At 57.5% G+C, this 24,442-nt stretch carries 16 protein-coding genes and 4 pseudogenes; 8 read left to right on the top strand and 12 right to left on the bottom strand.

Going from position 1 to position 24,442, the window contains the following annotated elements; all coding sequences use genetic code 11:
- Window positions 1–52: 52 nt before the first annotated feature.
- From fabD to dapD, 4 genes are all read left to right on the top strand, one after another.
- On the top strand, window positions 53–982 hold the full coding sequence (fabD, locus tag CGZ77_RS01635; protein WP_009426320.1) for an ACP S-malonyltransferase: 930 nt from the start codon (window positions 53–55) through the stop codon (window positions 980–982).
- 71 nt (window positions 983–1,053) lie between these two features.
- Window positions 1,054–1,617: a YhcB family protein gene (locus CGZ77_RS01630; protein ID WP_009426321.1), complete on the top strand. Its 564-nt coding sequence runs from the start codon at window positions 1,054–1,056 to the stop codon at window positions 1,615–1,617.
- Between the two features lie 107 nt (window positions 1,618–1,724).
- The gene (locus CGZ77_RS01625; RefSeq protein WP_009426322.1) at window positions 1,725–2,921 is read left to right on the top strand and encodes an acetate kinase; all 1,197 of its coding nucleotides are present in this window, start codon (window positions 1,725–1,727) and stop codon (window positions 2,919–2,921) included.
- 78 nt (window positions 2,922–2,999) lie between these two features.
- Window positions 3,000–3,821: a 2,3,4,5-tetrahydropyridine-2,6-dicarboxylate N-succinyltransferase gene (gene dapD, locus CGZ77_RS01620; protein ID WP_009426323.1), complete on the top strand. Its 822-nt coding sequence runs from the start codon at window positions 3,000–3,002 to the stop codon at window positions 3,819–3,821.
- A 603-nt stretch (window positions 3,822–4,424) separates the two neighbouring features.
- Here the strand turns inward: dapD and CGZ77_RS01610 are convergent.
- The 3 genes and pseudogenes from CGZ77_RS01610 to CGZ77_RS01600 all read right to left on the bottom strand — a co-directional run bounded on the left by CGZ77_RS01610 (window position 4,425) and on the right by CGZ77_RS01600 (window position 7,404).
- Window positions 4,425–5,431, bottom strand: a pseudogene (locus CGZ77_RS01610) (IS5 family transposase).
- A gap of 79 nt (window positions 5,432–5,510) precedes the next feature.
- Entirely contained in the window at window positions 5,511–6,392 is an 882-nt protein-coding gene (gene nadC / locus CGZ77_RS01605; RefSeq protein WP_009424907.1) for a carboxylating nicotinate-nucleotide diphosphorylase, read from the bottom strand.
- A 49-nt stretch (window positions 6,393–6,441) separates the two neighbouring features.
- The gene (locus CGZ77_RS01600; protein ID WP_009424906.1) at window positions 6,442–7,404 is read right to left on the bottom strand and encodes a hypothetical protein; all 963 of its coding nucleotides are present in this window, start codon (window positions 7,402–7,404) and stop codon (window positions 6,442–6,444) included.
- Between the two features lie 354 nt (window positions 7,405–7,758).
- On the opposite strand from CGZ77_RS01600, the gene nadA reads away from it, so the two are divergent.
- From nadA to CGZ77_RS01580, 3 genes and pseudogenes are all read left to right on the top strand, one after another.
- Window positions 7,759–8,871, top strand: coding sequence for a quinolinate synthase NadA (nadA, locus tag CGZ77_RS01590; protein ID WP_094030853.1), 1,113 nt, complete (start codon window positions 7,759–7,761; stop codon window positions 8,869–8,871).
- A 51-nt stretch (window positions 8,872–8,922) separates the two neighbouring features.
- Complete coding sequence (nadB, locus tag CGZ77_RS01585; RefSeq protein ID WP_094030852.1) at window positions 8,923–10,467, top strand: L-aspartate oxidase; 1,545 nt, start codon at window positions 8,923–8,925, stop codon at window positions 10,465–10,467.
- 62 nt (window positions 10,468–10,529) lie between these two features.
- A pseudogene (locus CGZ77_RS01580) lies at window positions 10,530–10,757 on the top strand (transposase); the annotation flags it as partial.
- A 223-nt stretch (window positions 10,758–10,980) separates the two neighbouring features.
- Here CGZ77_RS01580 and znuD read toward each other — a convergent pair.
- From znuD to CGZ77_RS01545, 6 genes and pseudogenes are all read right to left on the bottom strand, one after another.
- Window positions 10,981–13,269 (bottom strand): TonB-dependent zinc receptor ZnuD, encoded by a 2,289-nt coding sequence (gene znuD, locus CGZ77_RS01575; protein ID WP_009425413.1) that lies wholly within the window; start codon window positions 13,267–13,269, stop codon window positions 10,981–10,983.
- Window positions 13,270–13,503: 234 nt separating this feature from the next.
- Window positions 13,504–14,352: pseudogene (locus CGZ77_RS01570) on the bottom strand (IS5 family transposase); the annotation flags it as partial.
- Between the two features lie 390 nt (window positions 14,353–14,742).
- Window positions 14,743–15,147, bottom strand: a pseudogene (locus CGZ77_RS12375) (HlyD family efflux transporter periplasmic adaptor subunit); the annotation flags it as partial.
- A gap of 212 nt (window positions 15,148–15,359) precedes the next feature.
- A complete protein-coding gene (locus CGZ77_RS01555; protein WP_009424837.1) occupies window positions 15,360–17,480 on the bottom strand; it encodes a type I secretion system permease/ATPase in 2,121 nt (706 codons plus the stop codon).
- Window positions 17,481–17,621: 141 nt separating this feature from the next.
- Window positions 17,622–19,010, bottom strand: a complete 1,389-nt coding sequence (locus tag CGZ77_RS01550) for a TolC family protein (RefSeq protein ID WP_051040392.1) — start codon at window positions 19,008–19,010, stop codon at window positions 17,622–17,624.
- Window positions 19,011–19,211: 201 nt separating this feature from the next.
- The gene (locus tag CGZ77_RS01545; RefSeq protein ID WP_009424835.1) at window positions 19,212–19,988 is read right to left on the bottom strand and encodes a ParA family protein; all 777 of its coding nucleotides are present in this window, start codon (window positions 19,986–19,988) and stop codon (window positions 19,212–19,214) included.
- 165 nt (window positions 19,989–20,153) lie between these two features.
- On the opposite strand from CGZ77_RS01545, the gene CGZ77_RS01540 reads away from it, so the two are divergent.
- On the top strand, window positions 20,154–20,675 hold the full coding sequence (locus CGZ77_RS01540) for a hypothetical protein (protein ID WP_009424834.1): 522 nt from the start codon (window positions 20,154–20,156) through the stop codon (window positions 20,673–20,675).
- A gap of 299 nt (window positions 20,676–20,974) precedes the next feature.
- Here CGZ77_RS01540 and CGZ77_RS01535 read toward each other — a convergent pair whose 3' ends face one another.
- The 3 genes from CGZ77_RS01535 to fabI form a co-directional block, all read right to left on the bottom strand.
- Window positions 20,975–22,393: a tetratricopeptide repeat protein gene (locus CGZ77_RS01535; RefSeq protein ID WP_009424832.1), complete on the bottom strand. Its 1,419-nt coding sequence runs from the start codon at window positions 22,391–22,393 to the stop codon at window positions 20,975–20,977.
- A gap of 155 nt (window positions 22,394–22,548) precedes the next feature.
- Window positions 22,549–23,391, bottom strand: coding sequence for a 3-deoxy-8-phosphooctulonate synthase (kdsA, locus tag CGZ77_RS01530; protein ID WP_009424831.1), 843 nt, complete (start codon window positions 23,389–23,391; stop codon window positions 22,549–22,551).
- A gap of 70 nt (window positions 23,392–23,461) precedes the next feature.
- Window positions 23,462–24,244: an enoyl-ACP reductase FabI gene (fabI, locus tag CGZ77_RS01525; protein WP_009424830.1), complete on the bottom strand. Its 783-nt coding sequence runs from the start codon at window positions 24,242–24,244 to the stop codon at window positions 23,462–23,464.
- Between the last annotated feature and the right edge of the window lie 198 nt (window positions 24,245–24,442).

Below are 24,442 nucleotides of genomic sequence, written 5' to 3'. Positions count from 1 at the left end.
CAAAAGGCCGTCTGAAAGTAAAGTTAAAACCCGTTTTGCACAAGGAAACCCCATGCCTTTCGCATTTTTCTTCCCCGGACAAGGCTCGCAAAGCCTCAACATGATGGACGGCTTCGACGGCGCCCCCGCCGTGCGCCAAACCTTCGACGAAGCCTCCGCCGCCCTCGGCCAAGACCTGTGGGCGATGATGAACGGCAGCGATGCCGAACTCATCGGCCAAACCGTCAACACCCAACCCCTCATGCTCGCCGCAGGCATCGCCACCTATCGCGCCTATCTCGCCGCAGGCGGCAAAGCACCGCAGGCCGTGGCCGGACACAGCCTCGGCGAATACAGCGCACTGGTTGCCGCCGGTGCGCTCGGTTTTGCCGACGCCGTCCGACTCGTGCGCCTGCGTGCCGAGCTTATGCAAAACGCCGTGCCGCAGGGCGTCGGCGCGATGGCCGCCATCCTCGGCCTCGAAGATGCGCAGGTCGAAGAAATCTGCGCCGCCGCCGCACAGGGCGAAGTCGTCGAAGCCGTCAACTACAATTCGCCCGGCCAAATCGTGATTGCCGGACACGCCGCCGCCGTCGAACGCGCCATGGCCGCCGCCAAAGAAGCGGGCGCCAAACGCGCTCTGCCGCTGCCCGTGTCCGTCCCCTCCCATTGCAGCCTGATGAAGCCCGCTGCCGACAAATTGGCCGCAGCCCTGGAAAGCGTCTCCGTCGCCGCACCGCAAATCCGCGTTATCCACAACGCCGACGTTGCCGCCCACAACGACCCAGCCGCCATCAAAGACGCCCTCGTGCGCCAGCTTTACAGCCCCGTGCGTTGGACGGAAACCGTCAACCTGCTCGTTTCAGACGGCCTTGCCGAATCTGCCGAATGCGGGCCGGGCAAAGTGCTCGCAGGCCTGGCCAAACGCATCAACAAAGATACCGTCTGCACCGCCCTCACCGGCAGCGCCCAAGTCGGAGCCTTTATCGCCGCCCATTCTTAAAGAGACAAAAGGCCGTCTGAAACACGTTTAGACGGCCTCACGCTTTTTGTCCGCAACCAGGAGAACGCACCATGAACGCCATCCACATCATCCTCGCCGCCCTCGTCGGTTTCGCCCTCGGCTTTATCGCCGCCCGCTTCGCCCTGCGCGGCGGCAAAGGCGAACAGGAAAAACTCCAAACCGAACTTGACGCCGTGCAGCAGGCATTCGACGCCTACCGCAGCCGCGTCGACCGCCATTTCGCCGACACCGCCGATGCCGTCGACGAACTCAACCGCAGCTACCAAAACGTTATCCGCCACCTAAGCGGCGGCGCGCAAAACCTGATGGGCGAAGCCGCCCTGCGCGAGCAACTGGAAAGACGCGGCGGCAAAACCGTCACCCTCGGCTATCTCGCCGAAGAGGGCGGACAAAATACCGCAACGGCCGAGCCGCAGCCGCCCCGCCAAGAAGAGAGGCCGTCTGAAAACCCCGAAGCCGCAGCCAAAACCGAGCCGCAAACACAGCCCGCACAAACCCCCACAGCCGAAACCGCGCAGGCCGAAGCACAAGAGAGGCCGTCTGAAAACAATGGGGACATACCGCCCGCAGAGTCGGAAAGCGGCACGGAAAACAGCGGCAAAACCCCCGCCTGAAACAGGCGCGCCCGCCCGGGCGTCCTTTCCACAACTTTCAGACGGCCTGTATAATGCAGGCCGTCTGAAACCACCGTTTCAAGCACTTTTTCAACAAGGAAAACACAATGTCCAAACAACTCATCCTCGTACTCAACTGCGGCTCCTCCTCCCTCAAAGGCGCCGTTATCGACAACCAAAGCGGCGACGTCCTCTTAAGCTGCCTCGGCGAAAAACTCACCACCCCTGACGCCTACATCACCTTTAAAAAAGACGGCCAGAAACACAAAGTCGAGCTGTCCGACCGCCACGACCACACCGGCGCGGTCGGCGCCCTGCTCGACGAGTTGAAAAAATACGGCCTCGATGCCGACGTGAAAGCCATCGGCCACCGCGTCGTCCACGGCGGCGAAAAATACAGCGCCTCCGTCCTGATCGACGCCGCCGTCATTGCCCAGCTTGAAGCCTGCATCCCGCTCGCCCCCCTGCACAACCCCGCCAACCTCACCGGCATCCGCGCCGCCCAAGCCATCTTCGCCGGCCTGCCCAACGTCGCCGTGTTCGACACCGCCTTCCACCAAACCATGCCCGAGCGCGCCTACACCTACGCCGTGCCCCGCGCCCTCTACAAAAACTACGCCTTCCGCCGCTACGGCTTCCACGGCACCAGCTTCCGCTTCGTCGCCCCCGAAGCCGCCCGCATCATCGGCAAAGACATCAAAAACAGCCGCCTCATCATCGCCCACCTCGGCAACGGCGCGTCCATCACTGCCGTCAAAAACGGCGAATCGCAAGACACCAGCATGGGTTTCACCCCCCTCGAAGGCCTGGTTATGGGCACACGCAGCGGCGATGTCGACGCCAGCGTCTTCCCCTTTATGGCTGCCAACGCCGGCATGAGCGTCGAAGAAGTGGCCGACCTTTTGAACAAAAAATCCGGCCTGCTCGGCCTGTCCGAACTCTCCAACGACTGCCGCGTCGTTGAAGAAGCCGCAGCCGAAGGCCACGAAGGCGCCAAGCTGGCGATGGACGTCATGACCTACCGCCTGGCCAAATACATCGCCTCCATGGCCGTCGCCGCAGGCGGCATCGACGCGCTGGTGTTCACCGGCGGCATCGGCGAAAACTCCGACACCGTCCGCGCCAAAACCGTCGCCCACCTCGGCTTCCTCGGCCTGCACATCGACGATGCCGCCAACACCGACGTGCGCTTCGGCAAAGAAGGCATCATCAGCCCCAAAGGCCAAGCGCCCGCTGTTGTCGTCGTTCCGACCAACGAAGAACTCATGATCGCCCACGACACCGCCGCCCTCTCCGGCCTGTAAACCAACCGCCAAAAGGCCGTCTGAAAACCGCCAAACCGCTTTCAGACGGCCTTTTCCACATCAAAAAAAGGAAACCCCATGTCCCTGCAAAACATCATCGAAACCGCCTTTGACAACCGCGCCGGCATCAGCCCCGCCACCGTATCCGCCGAAGTGAAACAGGCCGTAGAAGAAACCATCCGTCTGCTTGACTCGGGCGGATTGCGCGTTGCCGAACGCCTCGGCGTAGGTCAATGGAAAGTCAACGAATGGGCGAAAAAAGCCGTTCTCCTTTCCTTCCGCATCGCCGACAATGAAATCCTCAACGACGGCGTCAACAAATATTTCGACAAAGTGCCCACCAAGTTTGCCGACTGGAGCGAAGAAGAATTTCGCGTCGCCGGTTTCCGCGCCGTACCCGGTGCCGTTGCCCGTCGCGGCAGCTTTATCGGCAAAAACGTCGTATTGATGCCCTCGTATGTCAACATCGGCGCATACGTTGACGAAGGCGCGATGGTCGATACCTGGGCGACCGTCGGCTCGTGCGCCCAAATCGGCAAAAACGTACACCTGAGCGGCGGCGTCGGCATCGGCGGCGTGCTCGAACCCTTGCAAGCCTCGCCCACCATCATCGAAGACAACTGCTTTATCGGTGCGCGCTCGGAAATCGTCGAAGGCGTGATTGTCGAAGAAGGCAGCGTAATTTCCATGGGCGTGTTCATCGGCCAGTCCACCAAAATCCTTGACCGCGAAACCGGCGAAATCCACCAAGGCCGCGTGCCCGCAGGCTCGGTCGTCGTATCCGGCTCGATGCCCGCCAAAGACGGCTCGCACAGCCTCTACTGCGCCGTTATCGTGAAAAAAGTCGACGCGCAAACCCGCGCCAAAACCAGCGTCAACGAGCTTTTACGCGGCGTGTAAACCCCACTCTCGGATGTGACAAAAGGCCGTCTGAAGAACCTGCGAAGCAGGTTTTTCAGACGGCCTCACCCTTTCAGACGGCCTCCACTTTCAGACGGCCTCAAGTTCGTATGCCGGATACCCGTATCCGACACTTTCCCGCAAGAAATCTCAACCCAAGTAAGCGGTCAGGGCGTATCGTCCCAAGGCAATACCGGCCGCCTTCAAAGGCCGTCTGAAACCGAAAATCCCGCAGCACACCAAACACTCTCCCCTGCGCCGCAAGCGCGGGGGAGGGCAGGGGTGGGGGGCAGTTAAAAGAACTGCATTCGCTGCTGCCTGCAAAAGTTGCCGAAGCCGTGCAGACCCCATCCTAACCCTCCCCCGTTTATGCCCCAAAGGGGTACAGGCGGGAGAGGGAACGCTGTTGCCCGACTTATTTACTGCCGCTGTGGCAAAGGCCGTCTGAAAGCGTGGAGACCTTTGCAAAAAAGCCCTTTCCCCGACAACCGAAACCCCAAACACAGGTTTTCGGCTGTTTCCGCCCCCAATCACTCCTGATTTTACCCAAATATCCCCTTAATCCTCCCCGGACACCCCATAATCAGGCATCCGGGCCGCCTTTTAGGCGGCAACAGGCACACTTAGCCTGTTGGCCGCTTTCAACAGGTTCAAACACATCGCCTTCAGATGGCTTTGCGCACTCACTTTGCTCAGTCCGAAATAGGCTGCCCGGGCATAGCGGAATTTACGGTGCAACGTTCCAAAATTCTGTTCGACCACATAACGGGTCTTCGACAAATATCGGTTACGTTTGGTTTGCGCTTCCGTCAGCGGACGGTTGCGGTGGGCTTTGCGCATCATGCCGTCTAACAACTGATGCTCTTTCAGATGTTGCCGGTTTTCCTTACTGTCGTAGCCTTTGTCGGCATAGACGGTCGTGCCTTCGGCAATGCCTTCCAGCAAAGGCGACAGGTGTTTGCACTCATGGGTATTGGCGGGGGTGATGTGCAGTTTCTCGATATAGCCTTCCTCATCGGTACGGGTATGTTGTTTGTAACCGAGTCTGTATAAACCGTTTTTCTTTGTCCGGCGGGCATCTTTATCTTTACTCGGTGTGGTTTGGCCGCTGACTTGTCCTTCTTCATCGACTTCTATGGCCTGACGCTGTTTGCTGCCGGCGGTTTGAATAATGGTGGCGTCAATGACGGCGGCGGATGCTTTCTCTACTTTTAGGCCTTTTTCGGTCAGTTGGCGGTTAATCAGTTCCAGCAATTCGGACAGGGTATCGTCTTGCGCCGCCGGTTGCGGTAGCGGCATAAGGTGCTGTAATCGGGGATGCTCAGTTCGTCAAAACGGCAAAACAGGTTGAAATCGATGCGGGTGATGAGGCTGTGTTCGAGTTCGGGATCGGAGAGGCTGTGCCATTGTCCGAGTAGGACGGCTTTGAACATGGATAGCAGTGGATAGGCGGGACGGCCGCGGTGGTCTCGAAGGTAACGGATTCTTTGACGATTCAGGTACTGCTCGATCGGGTGCCAATCAATCACCTGGTCCAACTTCAATAGTGGGAAACGGTCGATGTGTTTGGCAATCATGGCTTGTGCGGTTTGCCGGAAGAAGGTGCTCATGGAAAATCCCCTAAATGTCTTGGTGGTAATTTAGGGGATTTTGGGGGGATTTTGCAAAGGTCTCGATGTGTAATTGAACTTACGCCACGAAATCCAAACCTATGTCCAGCGATCGGCTGCTGTGGGTCAGATAGCCGAGGGCAATGCCGTCCACGCCGGTTTGCGCTACGCGCTTCAGGCGGTCGAAGCCGATGCCGCCCGATGCTTCGCAATAGATGGTGTGTGTGTGGGTGGTTTGCGTGTGGCAGCGGTTTGCCGCTTCTTTCAGGGTTTCGTCATCCATGTTGTCCAGCAAAATCCGTTCTGCGCCCGCTGCGATGACTTCGTCCAGTTGTGCCAACGTGTCCACTTCGATTTCCACGTAGGTCAACAGTCCTACCGCCCGTTTTGCCTGCCGAACTGCTTGGGCGATGCTGTCGCAATAGGCGAGGTGGTTGTCTTTGATGAGTACGGCGTCGTCCAAACCCATGCGGTGGTTCACGCCGCCGCCCGCCCTGACGGCGTATTTTTGCAGGACGCGCAGCAGGGGGATGGTTTTGCGGCTGCACACGATGTCTGTGCCGTATTCGGCGACTTCGGCAACGGCACGCGCGGTGGCGGTGGCGATGCCGCTTAAGTGCGTGAGGTAGTTGAGCGCGGTGCGTTCGGCGGCGAGCAGCGCGCGGGCGTTGCCTTCGACGGCGGCAAGCGTCTGACCTGCGCGGACGGCTTGCCCGTCTTGGACTTCGGCTTGGAAGCGGACGGACGGATCCATCGTCTGAAAGGCGAGACGCGCCAAGTCCATGCCGGCGATGACGCCGTCTTCGCGGCTGACGAGGAAGAGTTTGGCGGTTTTGTCGGGCGCGATGACGGCGGCGGACGTAATGTCGCCACGCCTGCCCAAATCTTCGCTCAGGGCTTGTTCGACTATGGGGTGCAGCAGGGTGTCGGGCAGGGGGAAGAGGGTGTTTTCAGACGACATGGGGTTTCCTTTGTTGAAAAAGATTGATGTTGCACCGATGGGCAAAACTTCATTTGAGGTCGTCTGAAAACGGGCAACGGCTGCCCAGCGGCAGTCCGATGTCCGAAATCAGCCTGTCGGTCAGGACGTTGTCGCGGAAGCGGTAAAGCTGCGCGGGACGGCCTTTGCTGCCCGATACGCCGGTATCCGACGGCTCGATGAGGTTTTGCTGCTGAATCTGGCGGCGGAAGTTTTGCTTGTGCAGCAATCTGCCGCTGATGGCTTCGACGCTGTTTTGCAGTTGCAGCAGCGTGAATTCGGGCGGCATCAGTTCGAAAATCACGGGGCGGTATTTGATTTTGGCACGCAGGCGGGACAGGGCGGTTGCTAACACGCGGCGGTGGTCGTGGCGCATGGGCTGCCCCGTGAGCGCGAAGTCGAAGTTTGCCTGCGGCTCGGCGGCTTCCGCTATCAGGCCGCTTTCATACAGCATTTCATAGCGTTGCAAAACGTATTCTTCCGACCAGTTTTCCGGTTCGACACCCCAACACAAATGAATGCGCTTGAGCCGCTTTTGGCGGACTTCCTCCGTGTCCGCCGAGTTTGCCCAAATGCGCAGGCGGCTGACGATGGCGTCGCGCTGCCCGCCGTCGGTGCGCAAGTCTTCCCACGGGAAATAGTCGTAGCAGTCCTGCCATTTCGCGTCGGGATGCAGGATGCTGTCGGCTGCCTCGTGCACCAGCCCCAAATAACTGACGTACAGCACGGGCATGCCGTGTTCGTTGCGGCGGTGGGTATCGACAAAGGTGTAAAGCTGTTCCACATAGCCCATAGGCTGCGAAGTCTGCTTGGCGACCCACAGCTTCACGCCTGCCTGCAGGGAATTGCGCAGAGGGGAGAGCGGGCCGTTGGGCAGGAGCGTGCCTTGGGCGACGGTCAATACCCGCAGACCGCCGTCGGTAACGGCAATCAATACGGGAACCAGCTCGACGATGCTTTGCGGCGGGGCTTCGGCTTCGGGGTAGGCGTCCATGCTCGGCTTTCTGCGGGTGGGAAAGGCTTTATTGTAAACCAAAGCGGTTTGTCGGAACGAAGCGGGTCGGTTTTGCGTAGTGAATTAACAAAAACCAGTACGGCGTTGCCTCGCCTTAGCTCAAAGAGAACGATTCTCTAAGGTGCTGAAGCACCAAGTGAATCGGTTCCGTACTATTTGTACTGTCTGCGGCTTCGTCGCCTTGTCCTGATTTTTGTTAATCCACTACGGTATCGCAAACCTGTTTTCAGACGACCTTGCATATTATACTCAAGTTGAGCATAATATAAAAACAGTTTGAAAAACAGACGGCAAACCTTTATGCCGTCTGAAAACCAGCCACAAGGAAACATCATGCAAACCGCCGCCCGCCGCTCGTTCGATTACGATATGCCCCTCATCCAAACGCCGACTTCCGCCTGCCAAATCCGTCAGGCGTGGGCGAAGGTTGCCGATACGCCCGACCGCGAGACGGCAGGTCGTCTGAAAGACGAAATCAAGGCTTTGCTGAAGGAGAAAAACGCGGTTTTGGTGGCGCATTATTATGTTGATCCGCTGATTCAGGATTTGGCTTTGGAAACGGGCGGATGTGTGGGCGATTCGCTGGAAATGGCGCGCTTCGGTGCGGAACATGAAGCCGGTACATTGGTGGTGGCGGGCGTGCGCTTCATGGGCGAGAGCGCGAAAATCCTCTGCCCTGAAAAAACGGTGCTGATGCCTGATTTGGAAGCGGAATGTTCTTTGGATTTGGGTTGTCCCGAGGAGGCGTTTTCGGCGTTTTGCGACCAACACCCCGACCGTACGGTGGTAGTGTACGCCAACACTTCCGCTGCCGTGAAAGCGCGTGCCGATTGGGTGGTAACGTCTTCGGTAGCGTTGGAAATCGTGTCGTATCTGAAATCGCGCAGTGAGAAGTTGATTTGGGGGCCCGACCGCCACCTCGGCGACTACATCCGCCGCGAAACGGGCGCGGATATGCTGTTGTGGCAGGGTTCGTGCATCGTCCATAACGAATTCAAAGGGCAGGAGCTGGCGGTGTTGAAAGCGGAACACCCCGACGCGGTGGTGCTGGTTCATCCCGAATCGCCGCAAAGCGTCATCGAACTGGGCGACGTGGTCGGCTCGACCAGCAAACTGCTCAAAGCCGCCGTATCGCGCCCTGAAAAGAAATTCATCGTGGCGACCGATTTGGGCATCCTGCACGAAATGCAAAAGCAGGCGCCCGACAAAGAATTTATCGCCGCACCGACGGCGGGCAACGGCGGAAGCTGCAAAAGCTGTGCGTTCTGCCCGTGGATGGCGATGAATTCGCTGGGCGGCATCAAATACGCCCTGACAAGCGGACACAACGAAATCCTGTTGGACAGAAAGCTGGGCGAAGCCGCCAAACTGCCTTTGCAGCGTATGCTCGACTTCGCGGCAGGACTCAAACGCGGGGATGTGTTCAACGGCATGGGCCCCGCCTGATTTGCCGTCCATATTGCCGTTTCAGACGACCTCTCAAACAAGGACAACACCATGCAAACCGATTGCGACGTATTGATTGCCGGAAACGGGCTGGCGGCACTGACGCTCGCCCTGTCGCTGCCTGAATCGTTCCGCACCGTCATCCTGTGCAAAAACCGGCTGGACGACACCGCCAGCCGTCATGCGCAAGGCGGGATTGCGGCGGCGTGGTCGGGAGAGGACGACATCGAAAAACACGTTGCCGATACCTTGGAAGCGGGCGCGGGTTTGTGCGACGAAGCCGCCGTCCGCACCATCCTGTCGCAGGGCAAACCGGCAATCGAATGGCTGCTGGCGCAGGGCGTGGCTTTCGACCGGAATCATGACGGCCTGCACCTGACGCGCGAAGGCGGGCATACCTGCCGCCGAATCGCCCACGTCGCCGACTACACGGGCGAAGCCGTCATGCAGAGCCTGATTGCCCAAATACGCCGCCGCCCGAACATCCGCGTTTACGAGCAGCAGATGGCGTTGGATATCCAAACCGAATCAGGCGCGGCGTGCGGACTGACTGTCCTCGACCGCCAAACGCAAGGAACCTACCGCATCCGCGCCCGCCATACCGTACTTGCAGGCGGCGGCTTGGGACAGATTTACGCCGCCACCACCACGCCGCCCGAATGCACGGGCGACGCCATCGCCATGGCGATACGCGCAGGCTGCGCAGTCGAAAACCTCGAATTTATCCAATTCCACCCCACAGGCTTGGCAAGGTCGTCTGAAAACGGCCGCACCTTCCTGATTTCCGAAGCCGTGCGCGGCGAAGGCGGCATTCTGACCAACCAAGCGTGTGAACGGTTTATGCCGCATTACGACCGCCGCGCCGAACTCGCGCCGCGCGACATCGTTGCCCGCGCCATCGCCGCCGAAATCGCCAAACAAACGCAAGATTTCGTCTCGCTCGACATCAGCCATCAACCCGCAGAGTTCGTCCGTCAGCATTTCCCGTCCATCCATCGGCACTGCCTGTCCCAATGCGGTTTGGACATCACGCGCCAAGCCATCCCCGTCCGCCCCGTGCAACACTACACCTGCGGCGGTATCCAAACCGACCCCAGCGGCAGAACCTCCCTGCCGCAGCTCTACGCCTTAGGCGAAACCGCCTGCACCGGCTTGCACGGAGCCAACCGCCTCGCCAGCAACTCCCTGCTCGAATGCGTCGTTACCGCCAGGCTTGCCGCCCAAACCATCGCAGACGGGCAAGCGTTCCAAACCGTACCGCCCCAAAGGTCGTCTGAAAGCCCCTCCGCCGAAGCAGGCATCTTTTCAGACGACCTCCAAAACACATTCAGCCGCCCCGTCCTGCAAGCCTTCAACCAACACCATCTCGGCATCCTCCGCAACGATACCGGCCTACGCCGCGCCATCGCCCAACTGCGGCTTTGGAAGCAAAACCAAGCCGAGCCGCACACCGCGTCCGAATACGAAAACCGCAACCTGCTCGAATGCAGCCTCGCCGTCGCCCAAGCCGCATACGCAAGGCGGCAAAACATCGGCGCACATTTCAATACCGATTTGGCGGCATGTTTCAACTGGCAGGAGCGGGAGGCAGGCTGAGACCTTTGCAAAATCCCCCCAAAATCCCCTAAATTACCACCAAGACATTTAGGGGATTTTCCATGAGCACCTTCTTCCAACAAACCACACAAGCCATGATTGCCAAACACATCGACCGCTTCCCACTATTGAAGTTGGATCAAGTGATTGATTGGCAACCGATCGAACAGTACCTGAATCGTCAAAGAACCCGTTACCTTCGAGACCACCGCGGCCGTCCCGCCTATCCCCTGTTGTCCATGTTCAAAGCCGTCCTGCTCGGACAATGGCACAGCCTCTCCGATCCCGAAGGCGATGTGTTTGAACCTGTTGAAAGCGGCTAACAGGCTAAGTGTGCCTGTTGCCGCCTAAAAGGCGGCCGGATGCCTGATTAATCAGGTATCCAAGGGGGATTAAGGGGGGGTATTTGAGTAGAATCAGTGGATATTTGAAACAAAAACAGCCGAAAATCTTTAATTAGATTTCGGCTGTCGGGGAAAAAGGAATTTTGCAAAGGTCTCGGCCTGTCCGATTTTAAAACTTCACGTTCACGCCGCCGGTAAAGCTGCGGCCCATTTGCGGCGTATCAGAGAGGAAGCTGCTATGGACGTAAACGGATTGGTTGAGCAGGTTGTCGGCTTTGACATACCAATTCCACTCGCCATAGCGCGTATTGCGGCGGTAGTTTGCGCCGAGGTTGAGCATATGGTGTCCGGGCGTGCGTGTTTCGTAGCGGGCGAGTTTGTTTTGGGCGAACACGCGGTAGTAGTCCAAATTGGCATCGATACGGTCGGTCAGCGAGGCTTTCAGGTGGAAGCCGAGGCGCGCAGCCGGAACGCGAGGCGCGTTTTGGTCGTCCTGTGCGATGAAAGGACGGTTACCGTAAGCATCTTCCCTGCCGGGTAGGGAAGGCAGGTTTTTCAGACGGCCTCGTACATAGTCGCCGGAAACGCCGATGCGGTAGCGCGGTGTCGGTTTGAAGTAGATTTCGCCTTCCGCGCCGTAGAAGTCGGCGCCGGATTGGTTGTAGCGCACGAGCTTCATTTCGCTGTCGTCTTCGATGGATTTGGGGCCACGTCCGTCGTTTAAGGTTTGGGCGTAAATGTAGTTGCCGAAACGGTTGCGGTAGAGTGCCAGATTGTATTGCCAGCGGTCGCCTTCGTAGCCCAGCGCGAGTTCGATATTGTTGGAACGCTCTTTGTTGAGGTGTTTGTTGCCGACTTCAAAGGTGTTGGTGGCAACGTGTTTGCCGTGTGCGTACAGTTCTTGCGTTGACGGCAGGCGTTCCTGATGGGAGGCGGTCAGGCTGAGTTTGTGGTGTGGCGTGAAATACCAGTTGCCCGAAAGTGCGAACGAGCGGGCGGTTTGGCGGTGCGCACCGAGGTCAGGCAGGGGTTGGTTGTAGTAGTTTTCTCGATCAATCAATGCTTTGTCGTACTGGATGGAGGCTTTTTGTTTTTCCACGCGTACGCCGCCTTCAAGCGTGAAGTTGTCCCAGTTTGCCTGTTCTACACCGAAAAAGCTGTAATGGCGCACATTGTTGTCAATCAACATCGGTTGTTGGACGGTTTCGGGAATAGCGGAAAGCGCGCTGGATTTTTGTCCCAAATATTGTACGCCCCAGCTGCCTTTCAGACGGCCTATGGGTTGGTGGCGTAACTCGATACGGGCGTTGTGTGTTTTATTGTTGAAGAAGTTTTCTACTGCATCGCCTGCTTTTTCGTCGTGGTGGTAGTCATTGCGGCTCAGGTGTACGCGCAGGGCTTCAAAACCGGGGAACGGTTGCTTCCATTCGGCGCGGAGTTCGTAGCGTTTGTTGCGCAGGTCTATCCACGGTTTGCCGTTGTGGACATGGGTGTGTGCATTATCATCGTCGTGGAAACCGCAGCTCAAACCAGGATTGTCGTAATCGACGTCTTCTTCGGTCAAGAGGTGCGGATAAAGCTGCAAATAGCGTTTGTTAATCAAACTTTTCTGCCAGATGATGTCGGCGTGGCAGTCGTCGTAGAGATGGCTGTGGGCAGGCAGGCCGTAGCGGTCGCGACGGTCGCTGTACGCCACGCCGAGGAAACCTTTATCCCCAACCCAAGACAGGCCGATGCTGCCTGTTTTTGAATCGGCATGGCTGTCGGGCAGTCGTTTCAGACGGCCTTCTTCTTTTTGATAGCGCGGTACAGCGTAATCGCCTGATTTGCGGTACAAGCCTTCAGTATGCAGCACGAAGTTGTTGCCCAAGCCGATATTGATGCCTGCGGATGTCAGTTTTTCCAAATTGCCGCTGCTCAAACGTAATCCGGCTTCGCCCGATACGCCGTTTTCAGGCATTTTTTCGGGGATTTTTCCATCGGCAACATCGACCAAACCGGCTACATTGCCCGAGCTGTACAAGAGTGTAACCGGACCGCGCAGGATTTCGACTTGTTGCGACAAGGCGCTGTCCACCATCAAGGCATGGTCGGGCGAGAAGTCCGCCATGTCGCCCGTTTCGCCGTGATGGTTCAATACTTTAATCCGTCTGCCTGTTTGACCGCGAATAACGGGAGCGGATGCGCCGCCGCCGTATTGCGAGGCATGAATGCCCGGTACGCCGTCTAAAGCATCACCCAAGTTGACGGCTTTTTGGCGCAAGGTATCGCCGGAGATGATTTTGTCGGAGGCGGTCGAAGTGTGCAACAGACCCGAAGTGGCGCGCGGACGGCTTTTACCGACGACGGTAACCTCTTCCAAGTCAACCGACTGCTCGGTTTCATGCGCTTGGGAGAGGATGGGGGTGCTGATTAAAAGAATAGATAAAACAATGGGTTTGAGTGTGGTTTGTGTCATTTTAGTTTCTCATCATATTTCGAAAGGCTGTTATTATATAGCATTTTATTGTTTATATGATAAGATTTTTGAGAAAAAAAGGCAGAGACCTTTGCAAAATTCCTTTTTCCCCGACAGCCGAAATCTAATTAAAGATTTTCGGCTGTTTTTGTTTCAAATATCCACTGATTCTACTCAAATACCCCCCCCTTAATCCCCCTTGGATACCTGATTAATCAGGCATCCGGCCGCCTTTTAGGCGGCAACAGGCACACTTAGCCTGTTAGCCGCTTTCAACAGGTTTAAACACATCGCCTTCAGATGGCTTTGCGCACTCACTTTAATCAACCCGAAATAGGCTGCCCGGGCGTAGCGGAATTTACGGTGCAGCGTCCCGAAGCTTTGTTCGACCACATAACGGGTTTTCGATAAATACCGGTTACGCTTCGTTTGATTTTCCGTCAGCGGACGGTTGCGGTGGGCTTTGCGCATAATGCCATCCTGCAGTCGACGCTCTTCCAGATGTTGCCGGTTTTCCGCACTGTCGTAGCCCTTATCTGCATAGACGGTTGTGTCTTTGGCTATTCCTTCCAGCAAAGGCAACAGATGGTTGCACTCATGGGTATTGGCGGGGGTGATGTGCAGTTTCTCGATATAGCCTTCCTCATCGGTACGGGTATGTTGTTTGTAACCGAGTTTGTAGAGGCCGTTTTTCTTTGTCCAACGGGCATCTTTATCTTTACTCGGTGTGGTTTGTCCACTGACTTGTCCTTCTTCATCAACTTCTATGGCCTGGCGTTGTTTGCTGCCGGAGGTCTGAATAATGGTGGCGTCAACGACGGCGGCGGATGCTTTCTCTACTTTTAGGCCTTTTTCGGTCAGTTGGTAGTTAATCAGTTCCAGCAGTTCGGACAGGGTGTCGTCTTGCGCCAGCCAGTTGCGGTAGCGGCATAAGGTGCTGTAATCGGGGATGCTCAGTTCGTCAAAACGGCAAAACAGGTTGAAGTCGATGCGGGTGATGAGGCTGTGTTCGAGCTCGGGATCGGAGAGGCTGTGCCATTGTCCGAGCAGGACGGCTTTGAACATGGATAGCAGGGGATAGGCGGAAGTCGCATTACACGCATAAGCAGTTCAGAAGCGCATATTTCAACCTGAAACGGAATTTGGCTTACTTGTTTGTGTTTGAGCAATATCCCGATTTGAACATTCCAAACACCACTAGCCTGCTTGACGGTATGTTTGCGGGCTTAAAGCGCCATTTAGCGTGCCATAACGGCATGAGTAAAGAGAATAAGATTATGTTTGTTAAGGATTATTTCTCAATTAAACCTTAGAATCAGCCTCCATTTTGTTACTCATTCCCTATATTATATTAATTAATATTCTTAATTCATATGCATCAACTGTCAAGAATTAATTTTCACGATGATTGTAAATATATTGTAAATTTCATTTTTAGATGGTTTTTCTCTTTTGCTTGGACATCAAACCGAGCTATCTCTCGCGTAAACTCTCGCCCACTTTGGTTTGCAGTGGGCTAATCAGGTAGTCGATTAACCGCCGTCTACCGATTTTGACTTCGACAGTGATGTTCATGCCGCCGGTAAGGCTAACCTTTTGACCTTCTATCATCGTCCAGTGCAACGGTAACGGCAAACACCAAACCCAGTTTTTCATGTCCCACCGCGTCGAAGCTGACGTTTTTCACTTTGCCAGTCAGATAGCGTAGCGTATGTAGAGAAAGGATTCGATTTTGATCACGGCATCCTGCCCTGCTTTGACAAAACCGATGTCTTTGTTCGGCAGCAGGGCTTCGATTTCCATCTAATTTTCGTCAGGTACAACTACCATAATCGGCCAGGACGTCGATTTCGGCGCGGCCGAAACAGGGATTCCGACAAACTCAAAATGGGCGGACAGAAAAGCGCGTTCATATTCACTGCGTGCCGACTCGCGATCCGAACAGACATTGCACCATACGGTGAGGTAGCGGGAGAGAAATTCTTTATGTGTAGAAATCAACCGCGTTGTTTACACTACAGGCTTATTTTTCTCAACCTGTGGTGTAAACAACGCGGTTGATTTCTACACTTTGTTTTTCAGACGGCCTTTTATCCGTTCTGCAAGCGGTACAGATAACTGTAATACCCGTCCTCCTGCGCCAGCAGTTCTTCATGCGTTCCCGCTTCCACGATTTGTCCTTTGTCCATGGCAATAATGCGGTGCGCCATGCGTACGGTGGACAGGCGGTGGGCGATGATGAGTACGGTGCGGTTGCGGCAGATGGCCTGCATGTTCTGCATAATGGCGCGTTCGGATTCGTAGTCCAGCGCGCTGGTGGCTTCGTCGAAAATCAGGATGCGCGGGTCGCTGATCAGGGCGCGGGCGATGGCGATGCGCTGGCGTTGGCCGCCGGACAGGCCGGCGCCCTGTTCGCCGACTTCGGTGTCGTAGCCTTCGGCAAGTTCCATAATAAAGTCGTGGGCGCCGGCGAGCTTGGCAGCCTGAATAATGCGCTCGAGCGGCATGCCGGGATCGGCCATGGCGATGTTGTCGCGCACGCTGCGGTTGAGCAGTACGTTTTCCTGCAGGACGACGCCGACCTGCCGTCTGAGCCAGGCGGGATCGGCCAGGGCCAGGTCGTTGCCGTCCACCAAAACGCGGCCGCGCTCGGGTACGTAGAGCCGTTGGACGAGTTTGGTCAGGGTGGATTTGCCGGATCCGCTGCGCCCGACAATGCCGAGCACTTCGCCGGCGCGGATGTCGAGATTGAGATCGCGCAGGATTTCGGCGCCGTCGGGGCGGTAGCGGAAGGAGACACGCTCGAAGGTGATGCGGCCTTGGATGTCGGGCAGGGCAAGGCGGGAAGAAGGGTTTTCGGTGGGGCTGTTGAGAATGTCGCCGAGACGGGAAACGGAAATGCCGACCTGCTGGAAGTCCTGCCACAGCTGTGCCAGCCGGATAACGGGAGCGGCTACCTGTCCGGCCAGCATATTGAAGGCGATGAGCTGGCCGACGCTAAGCTGCCCGTCGATCACCAGCCGCGCGCCCAGCCACATGGTGGCAACGGTAACCAGCTTTTGGATGAGCTGCACGCCCTGCTGGCCGATGGTGGCCAGGCGGGTAACGCGAAAGCCGGAAGAGACATAGGCGGCAAGCTGCTGATCCCAGCGGCGGGTCATCTGCGGCTCGACGGCCATGGCTTTGATGGTGCCGATAGCGGTAACGGATTCGACCAAAAAAGACTGGTTGTCGGCATTGCGGGCGAATTTGTCGTTCAGCCGGCTTCTGAGCAGCGGGCTGATGGTGGCCGACCAAAAGGCATACAGCGGCAGGGAAACCAGCACAATCAGGGTAAGCCGGCCGCTGTAGTACCACATCACCAGCAGGAAAATGAAGGAAAAGCACAAATCCAGCACGGATGTGAGCGCCTGACCGGTGAGAAAGCTGCGGATTTGCTCCAATTCGCGCACACGTGCCACAGTATCGCCGACACGGCGGCGCTCGAAATAGGCCAGCGGCAGCGACAACAGGTGGCGAAAGAGCCGCGCGCCCAGCTCCACATCGATGCGCGAAGTGGTATGGGCAAAAATATAGGTGCGCAGCCCGCCCAACACCACATCAAACAGGCTGACCGCCAGCAGGCCGACAGCAATTACGTCCAGCGTAGAAAAGCCGCGATGCACCAGCACTTTGTCCATCACCACTTGGAAAAACAGCGGGGTAATCAGGGCAAACAGCTGGATGATTACGGACACCAGCAGCACTTCCAGCAAAATGCGCCGGTATTTGACAACGGCGGGGATAAACCAAGTGAAATCAAACTTGGCAAGCTGGCCGAGTACCGACGCGCGGGAAGCAACTGCAATCACCGTGCCCGAATAGCGCTCGGCAAACTGCACTTCGTCGAGCACGGCGGTTTTCTGTCCGGCCAAATCCTGAATCAGATAGCGGCCGCCGTCGATTTTGGCGAGCACAAAGTGCTGCCCGTCTTCGCGCCACACCAAAACCGGCAGCGCCATCAGGTGCAGCCGTTCGGCCTTATGCTTTACCGGCTTGGCTTTCAGGCCGAGGCTTTTGGCCGCCAGCAGCCATTGGTCGAGCGACAAATCGGCGCTGCCGCTGCCGAAGCGGTGGACGATGTCGGCCGGATTGGCGGCAATGCCGTGAAAGTGGGCGAGCAGGATTAGGGCAGAAAGAGCAGGGTGAGAAACAGTATCAAAAGTCTGCATAATAGGATTGCGAGTCAGAATAAATGAATCAGAACAGTTTATCGGGATGATAAATACTAGTAGTTTGGAATAAAACGAACAGCTGACTTTCAGAATGATTAAACCAAATTATTTTATGGTATTTTGTTTGATGATGCGCCTCTACTGTTTGACTTTTCTTAATGATGCTTTTTTCAGCACCCTTGTGACAACTATACCATTTCCACTATTCGCAGTTTCCGACACGATGCCTTCAAGGCGGGCAAAGCGTTCCCGTTCACTACCACCATCAAGCAAACCGGCATGGTGCAACAGTTCGGCGTAAGACGACAGCCAAGCATAGCGGGTCTCCGCGAGTTTCTGCTGCGTTTCCGATTCGGCCTGCCTCGCCTGTACCACCTGCAGGATGGTACTCAAACCAAGACCAAGACCTTTTTCCGCAGCTTGGAATTTGGCGCGATTGGTCTCCAGCAAACGTTCTTGAGCTTTGCTCTGATACCACTGTCCAACAGTATCGAGATAGGCGCGGCTGACAGCTTGGCGGATCCTGCGTTCGGCTGCTTCTACCTGCATGTTGCTTTGATTGAGGCGGGCAGCAGCTTCTCGGCTTTGGCTGACGGTAAGGCCGCTATTGAAGAGAGGAAGGGTAAGCTGCACAGATACGGTAGCACCACGGCTGCGGTAGTTTTGGCCGTGACCGCCATATTCCTGGCGGTTATGATAATCCTGATAACCGGCTGACGCGCTAAGACGGGGTAAATGGCGGGCTCTGACTTCAGACAAAGCAATACGGGCATTAGCAGCAGCCAACCGCTGTACGGCCAGTTCGGGATTATTACGGTCAGCGTTTTCCTGCCAATAGGTCTGAGGTCTATCTTGAAGAATATCCGGTAGCGGCGAGGGAAATGCGGGAGCTTCGGCTTCGCGGGCATCGAGGCCGGTCATCTCGGAAAGAGTGCTACGTGCAAGCTGTAGCCGGTTGAGGGCAGCCATTTCTTTGGCAACAGCGGCATCATAACCGGACATGGCTTCCTGCACATCAATTTTGGTGGCTGCACCGGTTTGGAACATGGCCTGTGCCTGCCGCACCTGTTGTTCGAAAGCTTGCCGTTCATCTCGGACCGCAACCAGCTGCTCCTGTGCAGATAAAACATCGAAATAGGCACGGGCAGTCTGAAAGGCGGTTTCGGAAGCTGCATGGCGTAGTTGGACATTAGCGCTTTGTGCAGTAATTTTTCCCTGTTTGTATTGCAACCATCTGCCGCGATCAAACAAAGCCTGCTCGGCCTGAATGCTCCAACCTCTGCTGCGGGTACTGGCAGAAACAGACTCCGGCTGATGCTGATGGAGAACATTAGCATTGACCTGGGGCAACAGCGCAGCACGTGCTTGGATAGGCTTCTCCTGTGCGGCTTTGCTCTCGTAAAAAGCGGCAGCGTAGTCCGCAGAATGTCGCTCAGCGGCAGCAATAGCGTCGCCGAGAGTGAACGCACAGGCAGGAGCCAACATAGAGGAGAAGAAAAAAACAGAAGAAAAAAATCTAGCTAACATAATGGTATAAGTAGTTAGTCAATATTGAGGGCACAGCTTTAGAATATTTATTGAAAGACAGTAGAAAATAATTTGATTCGTCCCAGACAAATAATGTAAATATAATTTAATTATCAAATAAATATTCAAACAGAAAACGTACTACGCATATCGGCCGAAATACTACTCTTACCAACGTAGAGGCCGTCTGAAAACCGTCTTTCAGACGGCCTTTCCCGTGCGTTGCAGCAGCTCGGCGGCCAGTTGGCGGTAGGCCAGCGTGCCTTTGGCTTTGGGGTCGTAGGCCAGGGCGGGCATGCCGTGGCTGGGGGCTTCGGCCAGGCGGATGTTGCGCGGGATGGTGGCGGAGAAGAGTTTGCCGCCGAAGTGGCGGCTGAGCTGTTCGCCCACTTCCACGGCCAGACGGCTTCGGTTGTCGAACATGGTGCGCACGATGCCGAGGATGTCGAGCTTGGGGTTGACGGCCTGGCGGATTTTGCGCACGGTGGCGACAAGGTCGGAGATGCCTTCGAGGGCGTAGTATTCGCACACCATCGGTACGATGACGCCGTCGGCAGCGACAAGGCCGTTGAGGGTGAGCAGGGTGAGGGTGGGCGGGCAGTCGATGAGGATGTAGTCGTAGTCGTCCGCCACTTCGGCCAGAGCGTTTTTCAGGCGCATTTCGCGGGCGATTTCCTGCACGAGTTCCACTTCCGCGCCCGCCAGTGCGCGGTTGGCGGGCAGGACGCGGTAGCCGCCGGCGGGACTTTCAGCCACAGCGTCGCGCACGGCAGCTTCGCCGAGCAGGACGTGGTAGACGCCTTTGGCGATGGTGGTTTTGTCGACGCCGCTGCCGGTGGTGGCGTTGCCCTGCGGGTCGAGGTCGACGACGAGCACGCGCATGTTTTCCGCCGCGAGCGAGGCGGCGAGGTTGACGGCGGTGGTGGTTTTGCCCACGCCGCCTTTCTGGTTGGCGACGGCGATGACGTATGCGCTCATGACGGTTTCCGGTCGGGTTGGAAAGGGGGCGGATTGTACCGTTATTTGCGGCCGTCTGAAACGGCACTCGGGCGCGGCGCGGCGGTGCTCTGCGCTTTCAGACGGCCTTAGCGCCCCGCGGGCGGAAGGTCTATAATGGCGGCTGTTTTTTGCAGAGGAATCCGTATGATGATGAAAAAATACCTGCCTGCCGCCCTCTTGGCGGCGGCGCTGGCGGCCTGCGGCGGCGGTGAGCCTGCCGCCGATGCGGCGCTGATGCCGCCCAAACCGGGCTTTACCGTGAAGTTTATCGATATTGCGGTGCTCGCGCCGAAACTGCCTTTGGGCGAGCCGGTAATCAGCGAAGGGGAGCACGGCGAAAAGGCCTACCGCTATCCGATTAAAGGGTTGCCGGAGGGTAATTTTGTCGCGTTTACCGGCAAGTTTCCGGAAAATATGCACGAGCTGAACGGGCAGTGTATGGAGGATACGGCCGCAGGTTGGGCGGCGGGCGGCGTGTGCCGCGATTTGTTCGACAAGCTGGCCGCCGCAATTACCGCCAAGCCCGACGAGGTGGGGAAATATATGCTGGAACACGCGGGCTTGCAGCCTGTGTCGGAGCAGCAGACTTACGCGGCGGTGCAGGACGGGCGTTTTGTTTTTGATGCCGACAGAAAGGGAATGTTTTCGCTGCGGCGCAGGCACTAGCTTTGCGTGCGCAGATTATTTGAGGCCGTCTGAAAACTCCCATTCGGAGTTTTCAGACGGCCTCAAAGCATTTCGGGCGAAAGGCGGTCAGAGCATCGGTTCGGACGCGTTTTTTACCGCAGCGGTAACGGAAGCGGCCGCCGTTTTCGGCGGCGGGAATTTGTCTGCCGCGTTTGCCGGTGGGAAAAGACAGTTTCGGACAAAGGGCGGGGCGGTCTGCGGCGCAAAAAGGCCGTCTGAAAACGGGATGGGGTTTCAGACGGCCTTTTCGGTTTGTTCGGATGTTTGATGTTTAATGTTTAAGGGTGCGCCCGCCATTCTTCCATCAGGCGGCGCAGTTCTTCGGGGTGGTCGTGGCCGCTGTCGATGGCGGTTTGCAGCCATTTGCAGGCGATTTCGGTGTCCTGCGGCACGCCTGTGCCGGAGTAGTGCAGGCAGGCGAGGTTGTATTGGGCGGTGGTGTCGCCCTGGGTGGCGGCTTGGGTGAACCAGCGGGCGGCCAGTTTGGCGTCGGCTTCGACGCCCTCGCCGTTGTAATACATCATGCCGAGGTTGGTTTGCGCTTTGGGATGGCCGTTGCGGGCGGCCATGGAGTAGTAGGCAAAGGCGCTTTCGAAATCCTGTGCCACGCCGATGCCGTAGTGGAGGGCGAAACCGGATTGGTAGTTGCGTTCGAGCGACTGCTGGAATTCGAGTACTTCCTGATTGTAGGCGGGGTTGTCGACGTGGCTGCGCGAGTCGAGCATCAGCAGGCGCTGCATGGCGACGAGGCTGCCGTATTTGACGGCGTGTTCGTAGTATTCGCGGGCTTTTTCGAGATCGGTTTGGATGCCGAGGCCGTATTGGCGGATGTCGCCGAGCAGGCAGAGGGCGTCGGGCTGGTTGTGGCGGGCGGCTTTGGCGGCGTAGAGGGCGGCTTTTTTGTAGTCGCGGCCGATGTGTTCGCCCGTCAGGTATTGTTTGGCGATGAAGGCGCAGGCGGCATCGTCTTCCTGACGCACGGCCTTGTTGATCCATTTCATGCCTTCTTCGGCATCGGCCGGCAGGTAGCGGCCTTCAAGCAGGAGTTTGCCCAGTTCGGCTTGGGCGGGGGCGACGTCGGCTTCGGCGGCGATGCGCAGATGGTAGAGCGCCTGTTTGTGGTTTTTCGGCACGCCCTGTCCGTGCAGGAACTGGTTGGCCAGCTGCCAGTGGGCAGACACGATGCCCTGCGCGGCGGCCTGCTGGTAGAGTTGGTGTGCGGCGGGCAGGTTGGGGACTTTGCTGTGCTGGTAGTGGCGGGCGAGGAAGATTTGCGCTTGGGGATGGTGGTTTTTCGCCGCCTGCTGCGCCCAATGAACGGCGCGTTCGTCTTGTTTTTCGGCGTAATAGTGCATGACGCGCACCTGCGCGTCGGTGTGGCCTTCTTCGGCCAGCGAGAGATAGGCGGGGATGACGGTTTCAACGGGGACGCCGTTGTCTTCGCGCAGGAGGGCGAGGTTGTAGCGGGCGGTAGTGTGGCCGCCTTCGGCGGCTTTGCGCAGCCAGTAGGTGGCTTGTACGCGGTTGGGTTCGGTGCCCATGCCGTACTGCATGCAGCCGCCCAGTTGGAACGCCGCTTCGGCATGGCCGGCTTCGGCCGCCTTTTCCAACAGGGGCAGGGCGGCGGCGTAGTCGGTGGGCACGGCGGTGAGGTACTGCCGTACCTGCTGGAAGAGTGATTCGGCGTTTTCGGTCATGAACGTGGCGGGTTTATTGTTGTGTCTTTATGGCGGCGGATTTTAGCGGATAACCGGCTTTTTTTCCATCGGGAAAACTGTTCGTCATGTCGGCCGGGCACGCGTTAAAAAGGCCGTCTGAAAACCTGTAAAACGGTTTTTCAGACGGCCTTTTGTCAGCCGATTTCGAGCGGCGGGAAGGATTTGACCAAGTCGTCGACGGCTTTGACGCGGGCGAGGAAATCTTCCAGTTTGTCCAGCGGCAGGGCGCTGGGGCCGTCGCATTTGGCGCGGTCGGGGTCGGGATGGGCTTCGATGAACAGGCCGGCGAGGCCGACGGCCATGCCCGCGAGCGCGAGATCGAGCACCTGCGCGCGGCGGCCGCCCGATGCGGCCGAGCCGGAATCGCGGGTTTGCAGGGCGTGGGTGACGTCGAAAATCACGGGCACGTCGGGGTTGGCTTTTTTCATCACGCCGAAGCCGAGCATGTCGACGACGAGGTTGTCGTAGCCGAAGCTGCTGCCACGCTCGCACAGAATCAGTTTGCCGTTGCCCGCTTCTTTGAATTTTTCGACGATGTTTTTCATCTGCGACGGGCTGAGAAACTGCGGTTTTTTGATGTTGACGACGCGGCCGGTCGCGGCCATGGCCTGCACGAGGTCGGTTTGGCGGGCAAGGAAGGCGGGCAGTTGCAGCACGTCGCACACTTCGGCAACGGGCGCGCACTGGTAGGGTTCGTGCACGTCGGTGATAACGGGCACGCCGAACTCGCGTTTCACGGCGGCGAAGATTTCCATGCCTTTTTCCAGGCCGACGCCGCGGTAGGAGTGCACGGACGAGCGGTTGGCCTTGTCGAAGGAGGCTTTGAAAACATAGGGAATGCCGAGCTTGCGGGTGACTTCGACGTATTTTTCGCAGGCAAAGAGGGTGGAATCGAGGTCTTCGAGGACGTTGAGGCCGCCGAAGAGGACGAAGGGTGCGGTGTTGGAGACGGTGATGCCGTTGATGGAGACGATCATGGCGTTTTCTTTCGTAACGTGCGGACAAAAAACGGCGCGGGACGATGCCTGCGCCGCCAAGCGGACGGGTTTACACCACGGAAAGGGCGTTGATGCTGTAACCGCCGTCGACATAGGTAATCTCGCCGGTGATGCCGGAAGACAAATCGGACAGCAGGAAGGCGGCGGTGTTGCCCACTTCTTCGATGGTAACGTTGCGGCCGAGCGGGTTTTGGTCGGCAACGTGTTTGAGCAGCTTGCCGAAATCGGCGATGCCCGAAGCGGCCAGCGTTTTGATCGGGCCGGCGGAAATGCCGTTGCATCGGATACCGTCGCGGCCGACGGAAGAGGCGGTGAAGCGGATGGCGGCCTCGAGGCTGGCTTTGGCCAAACCCATCACGTTGTAGTTCGGAATCGCGCGCACCGCACCCAGATAGGTGAGGGCGACGACGGCGGCATTGCGGCCTTTCATCATCGGGCGGGCGGCCTTCACCAGCGCGGGCAGGCTGTAGGCCGACACGTCGTGAGCGGTGTTGAAGGCTTCGCGGCTGATGCTGTCAAGAAAATCGCCGTCCAGCGCTTCTTTCGGCGCGAAGGCAATGGCGTGAACCAGGCCGTCGAGCCCGTCCCACGATTTGCCGAGATCGGCAAACAGGGCGGCAATTTCCGCATCGCTCTGCACGTCACAGCGGAACACCAGCTCCGAACCGAGCTCTGCGGCCATTTTGCGCACGCGCTCTTCGAGTTTGTCCACCACATAGGTGAACGCCAGTTCCGCGCCCTGTTCGCGGCAGGCGCGGGCGATGCCGTAGGCGATGGAGCGCTCGGAAATCATGCCGGTAATCAGGATTTTTTTGCCTTGCAGAAAGCCCATTTGCTTGTCCTTATTGTGAGATTGTCAAAAAACGGGCGCGATTATAGCCGAGATTGCCGGGCATGGGAAAAGGCCGTCTGAAAGCCGAAAGAACGGTTTCAGACGGCCTTTTCAGACGGCCTGATGCGGCAAAAACAGTTACAATGCACCCGCACCGCATAGTTTTCAGACGGCCTCAAACTGCCGCGCCAAGAGGCG

It is taken from the genome of Neisseria sp. KEM232, assembly GCF_002237445.1.
GTDB lineage: Bacteria > Pseudomonadota > Gammaproteobacteria > Burkholderiales > Neisseriaceae > Neisseria.
The sequence above is the reverse complement of the archived record's forward strand: the minus strand, read 5'-3'. Positions and strand labels throughout refer to the sequence as shown.

Excerpts from the sequence above, each read along its gene's own strand:
- fabD (WP_009426320.1), top strand. The coding sequence starts at position 53 with ATGCCTTTCGCATTTTTCTTCCCCGGACAAGGCTCGCAAAGCCTCAAC.
- CGZ77_RS01630 (WP_009426321.1), top strand. The coding sequence starts at position 1,054 with ATGAACGCCATCCACATCATCCTCGCCGCCCTCGTCGGTTTCGCCCTC.
- CGZ77_RS01625 (WP_009426322.1), top strand. The coding sequence starts at position 1,725 with ATGTCCAAACAACTCATCCTCGTACTCAACTGCGGCTCCTCCTCCCTC.
- dapD (WP_009426323.1), top strand. The coding sequence starts at position 3,000 with ATGTCCCTGCAAAACATCATCGAAACCGCCTTTGACAACCGCGCCGGC.
- nadC (WP_009424907.1), bottom strand. The coding sequence starts at position 6,392 with ATGTCGTCTGAAAACACCCTCTTCCCCCTGCCCGACACCCTGCTGCAC.
- CGZ77_RS01600 (WP_009424906.1), bottom strand. The coding sequence starts at position 7,404 with ATGGACGCCTACCCCGAAGCCGAAGCCCCGCCGCAAAGCATCGTCGAG.
- nadA (WP_094030853.1), top strand. The coding sequence starts at position 7,759 with ATGCAAACCGCCGCCCGCCGCTCGTTCGATTACGATATGCCCCTCATC.
- nadB (WP_094030852.1), top strand. The coding sequence starts at position 8,923 with ATGCAAACCGATTGCGACGTATTGATTGCCGGAAACGGGCTGGCGGCA.
- znuD (WP_009425413.1), bottom strand. The coding sequence starts at position 13,269 with ATGACACAAACCACACTCAAACCCATTGTTTTATCTATTCTTTTAATC.
- CGZ77_RS01555 (WP_009424837.1), bottom strand. The coding sequence starts at position 17,480 with ATGCAGACTTTTGATACTGTTTCTCACCCTGCTCTTTCTGCCCTAATC.
- CGZ77_RS01550 (WP_051040392.1), bottom strand. The coding sequence starts at position 19,010 with ATGTTAGCTAGATTTTTTTCTTCTGTTTTTTTCTTCTCCTCTATGTTG.
- CGZ77_RS01545 (WP_009424835.1), bottom strand. The coding sequence starts at position 19,988 with ATGAGCGCATACGTCATCGCCGTCGCCAACCAGAAAGGCGGCGTGGGC.
- CGZ77_RS01540 (WP_009424834.1), top strand. The coding sequence starts at position 20,154 with ATGATGATGAAAAAATACCTGCCTGCCGCCCTCTTGGCGGCGGCGCTG.
- CGZ77_RS01535 (WP_009424832.1), bottom strand. The coding sequence starts at position 22,393 with ATGACCGAAAACGCCGAATCACTCTTCCAGCAGGTACGGCAGTACCTC.
- kdsA (WP_009424831.1), bottom strand. The coding sequence starts at position 23,391 with ATGATCGTCTCCATCAACGGCATCACCGTCTCCAACACCGCACCCTTC.
- fabI (WP_009424830.1), bottom strand. The coding sequence starts at position 24,244 with ATGGGCTTTCTGCAAGGCAAAAAAATCCTGATTACCGGCATGATTTCC.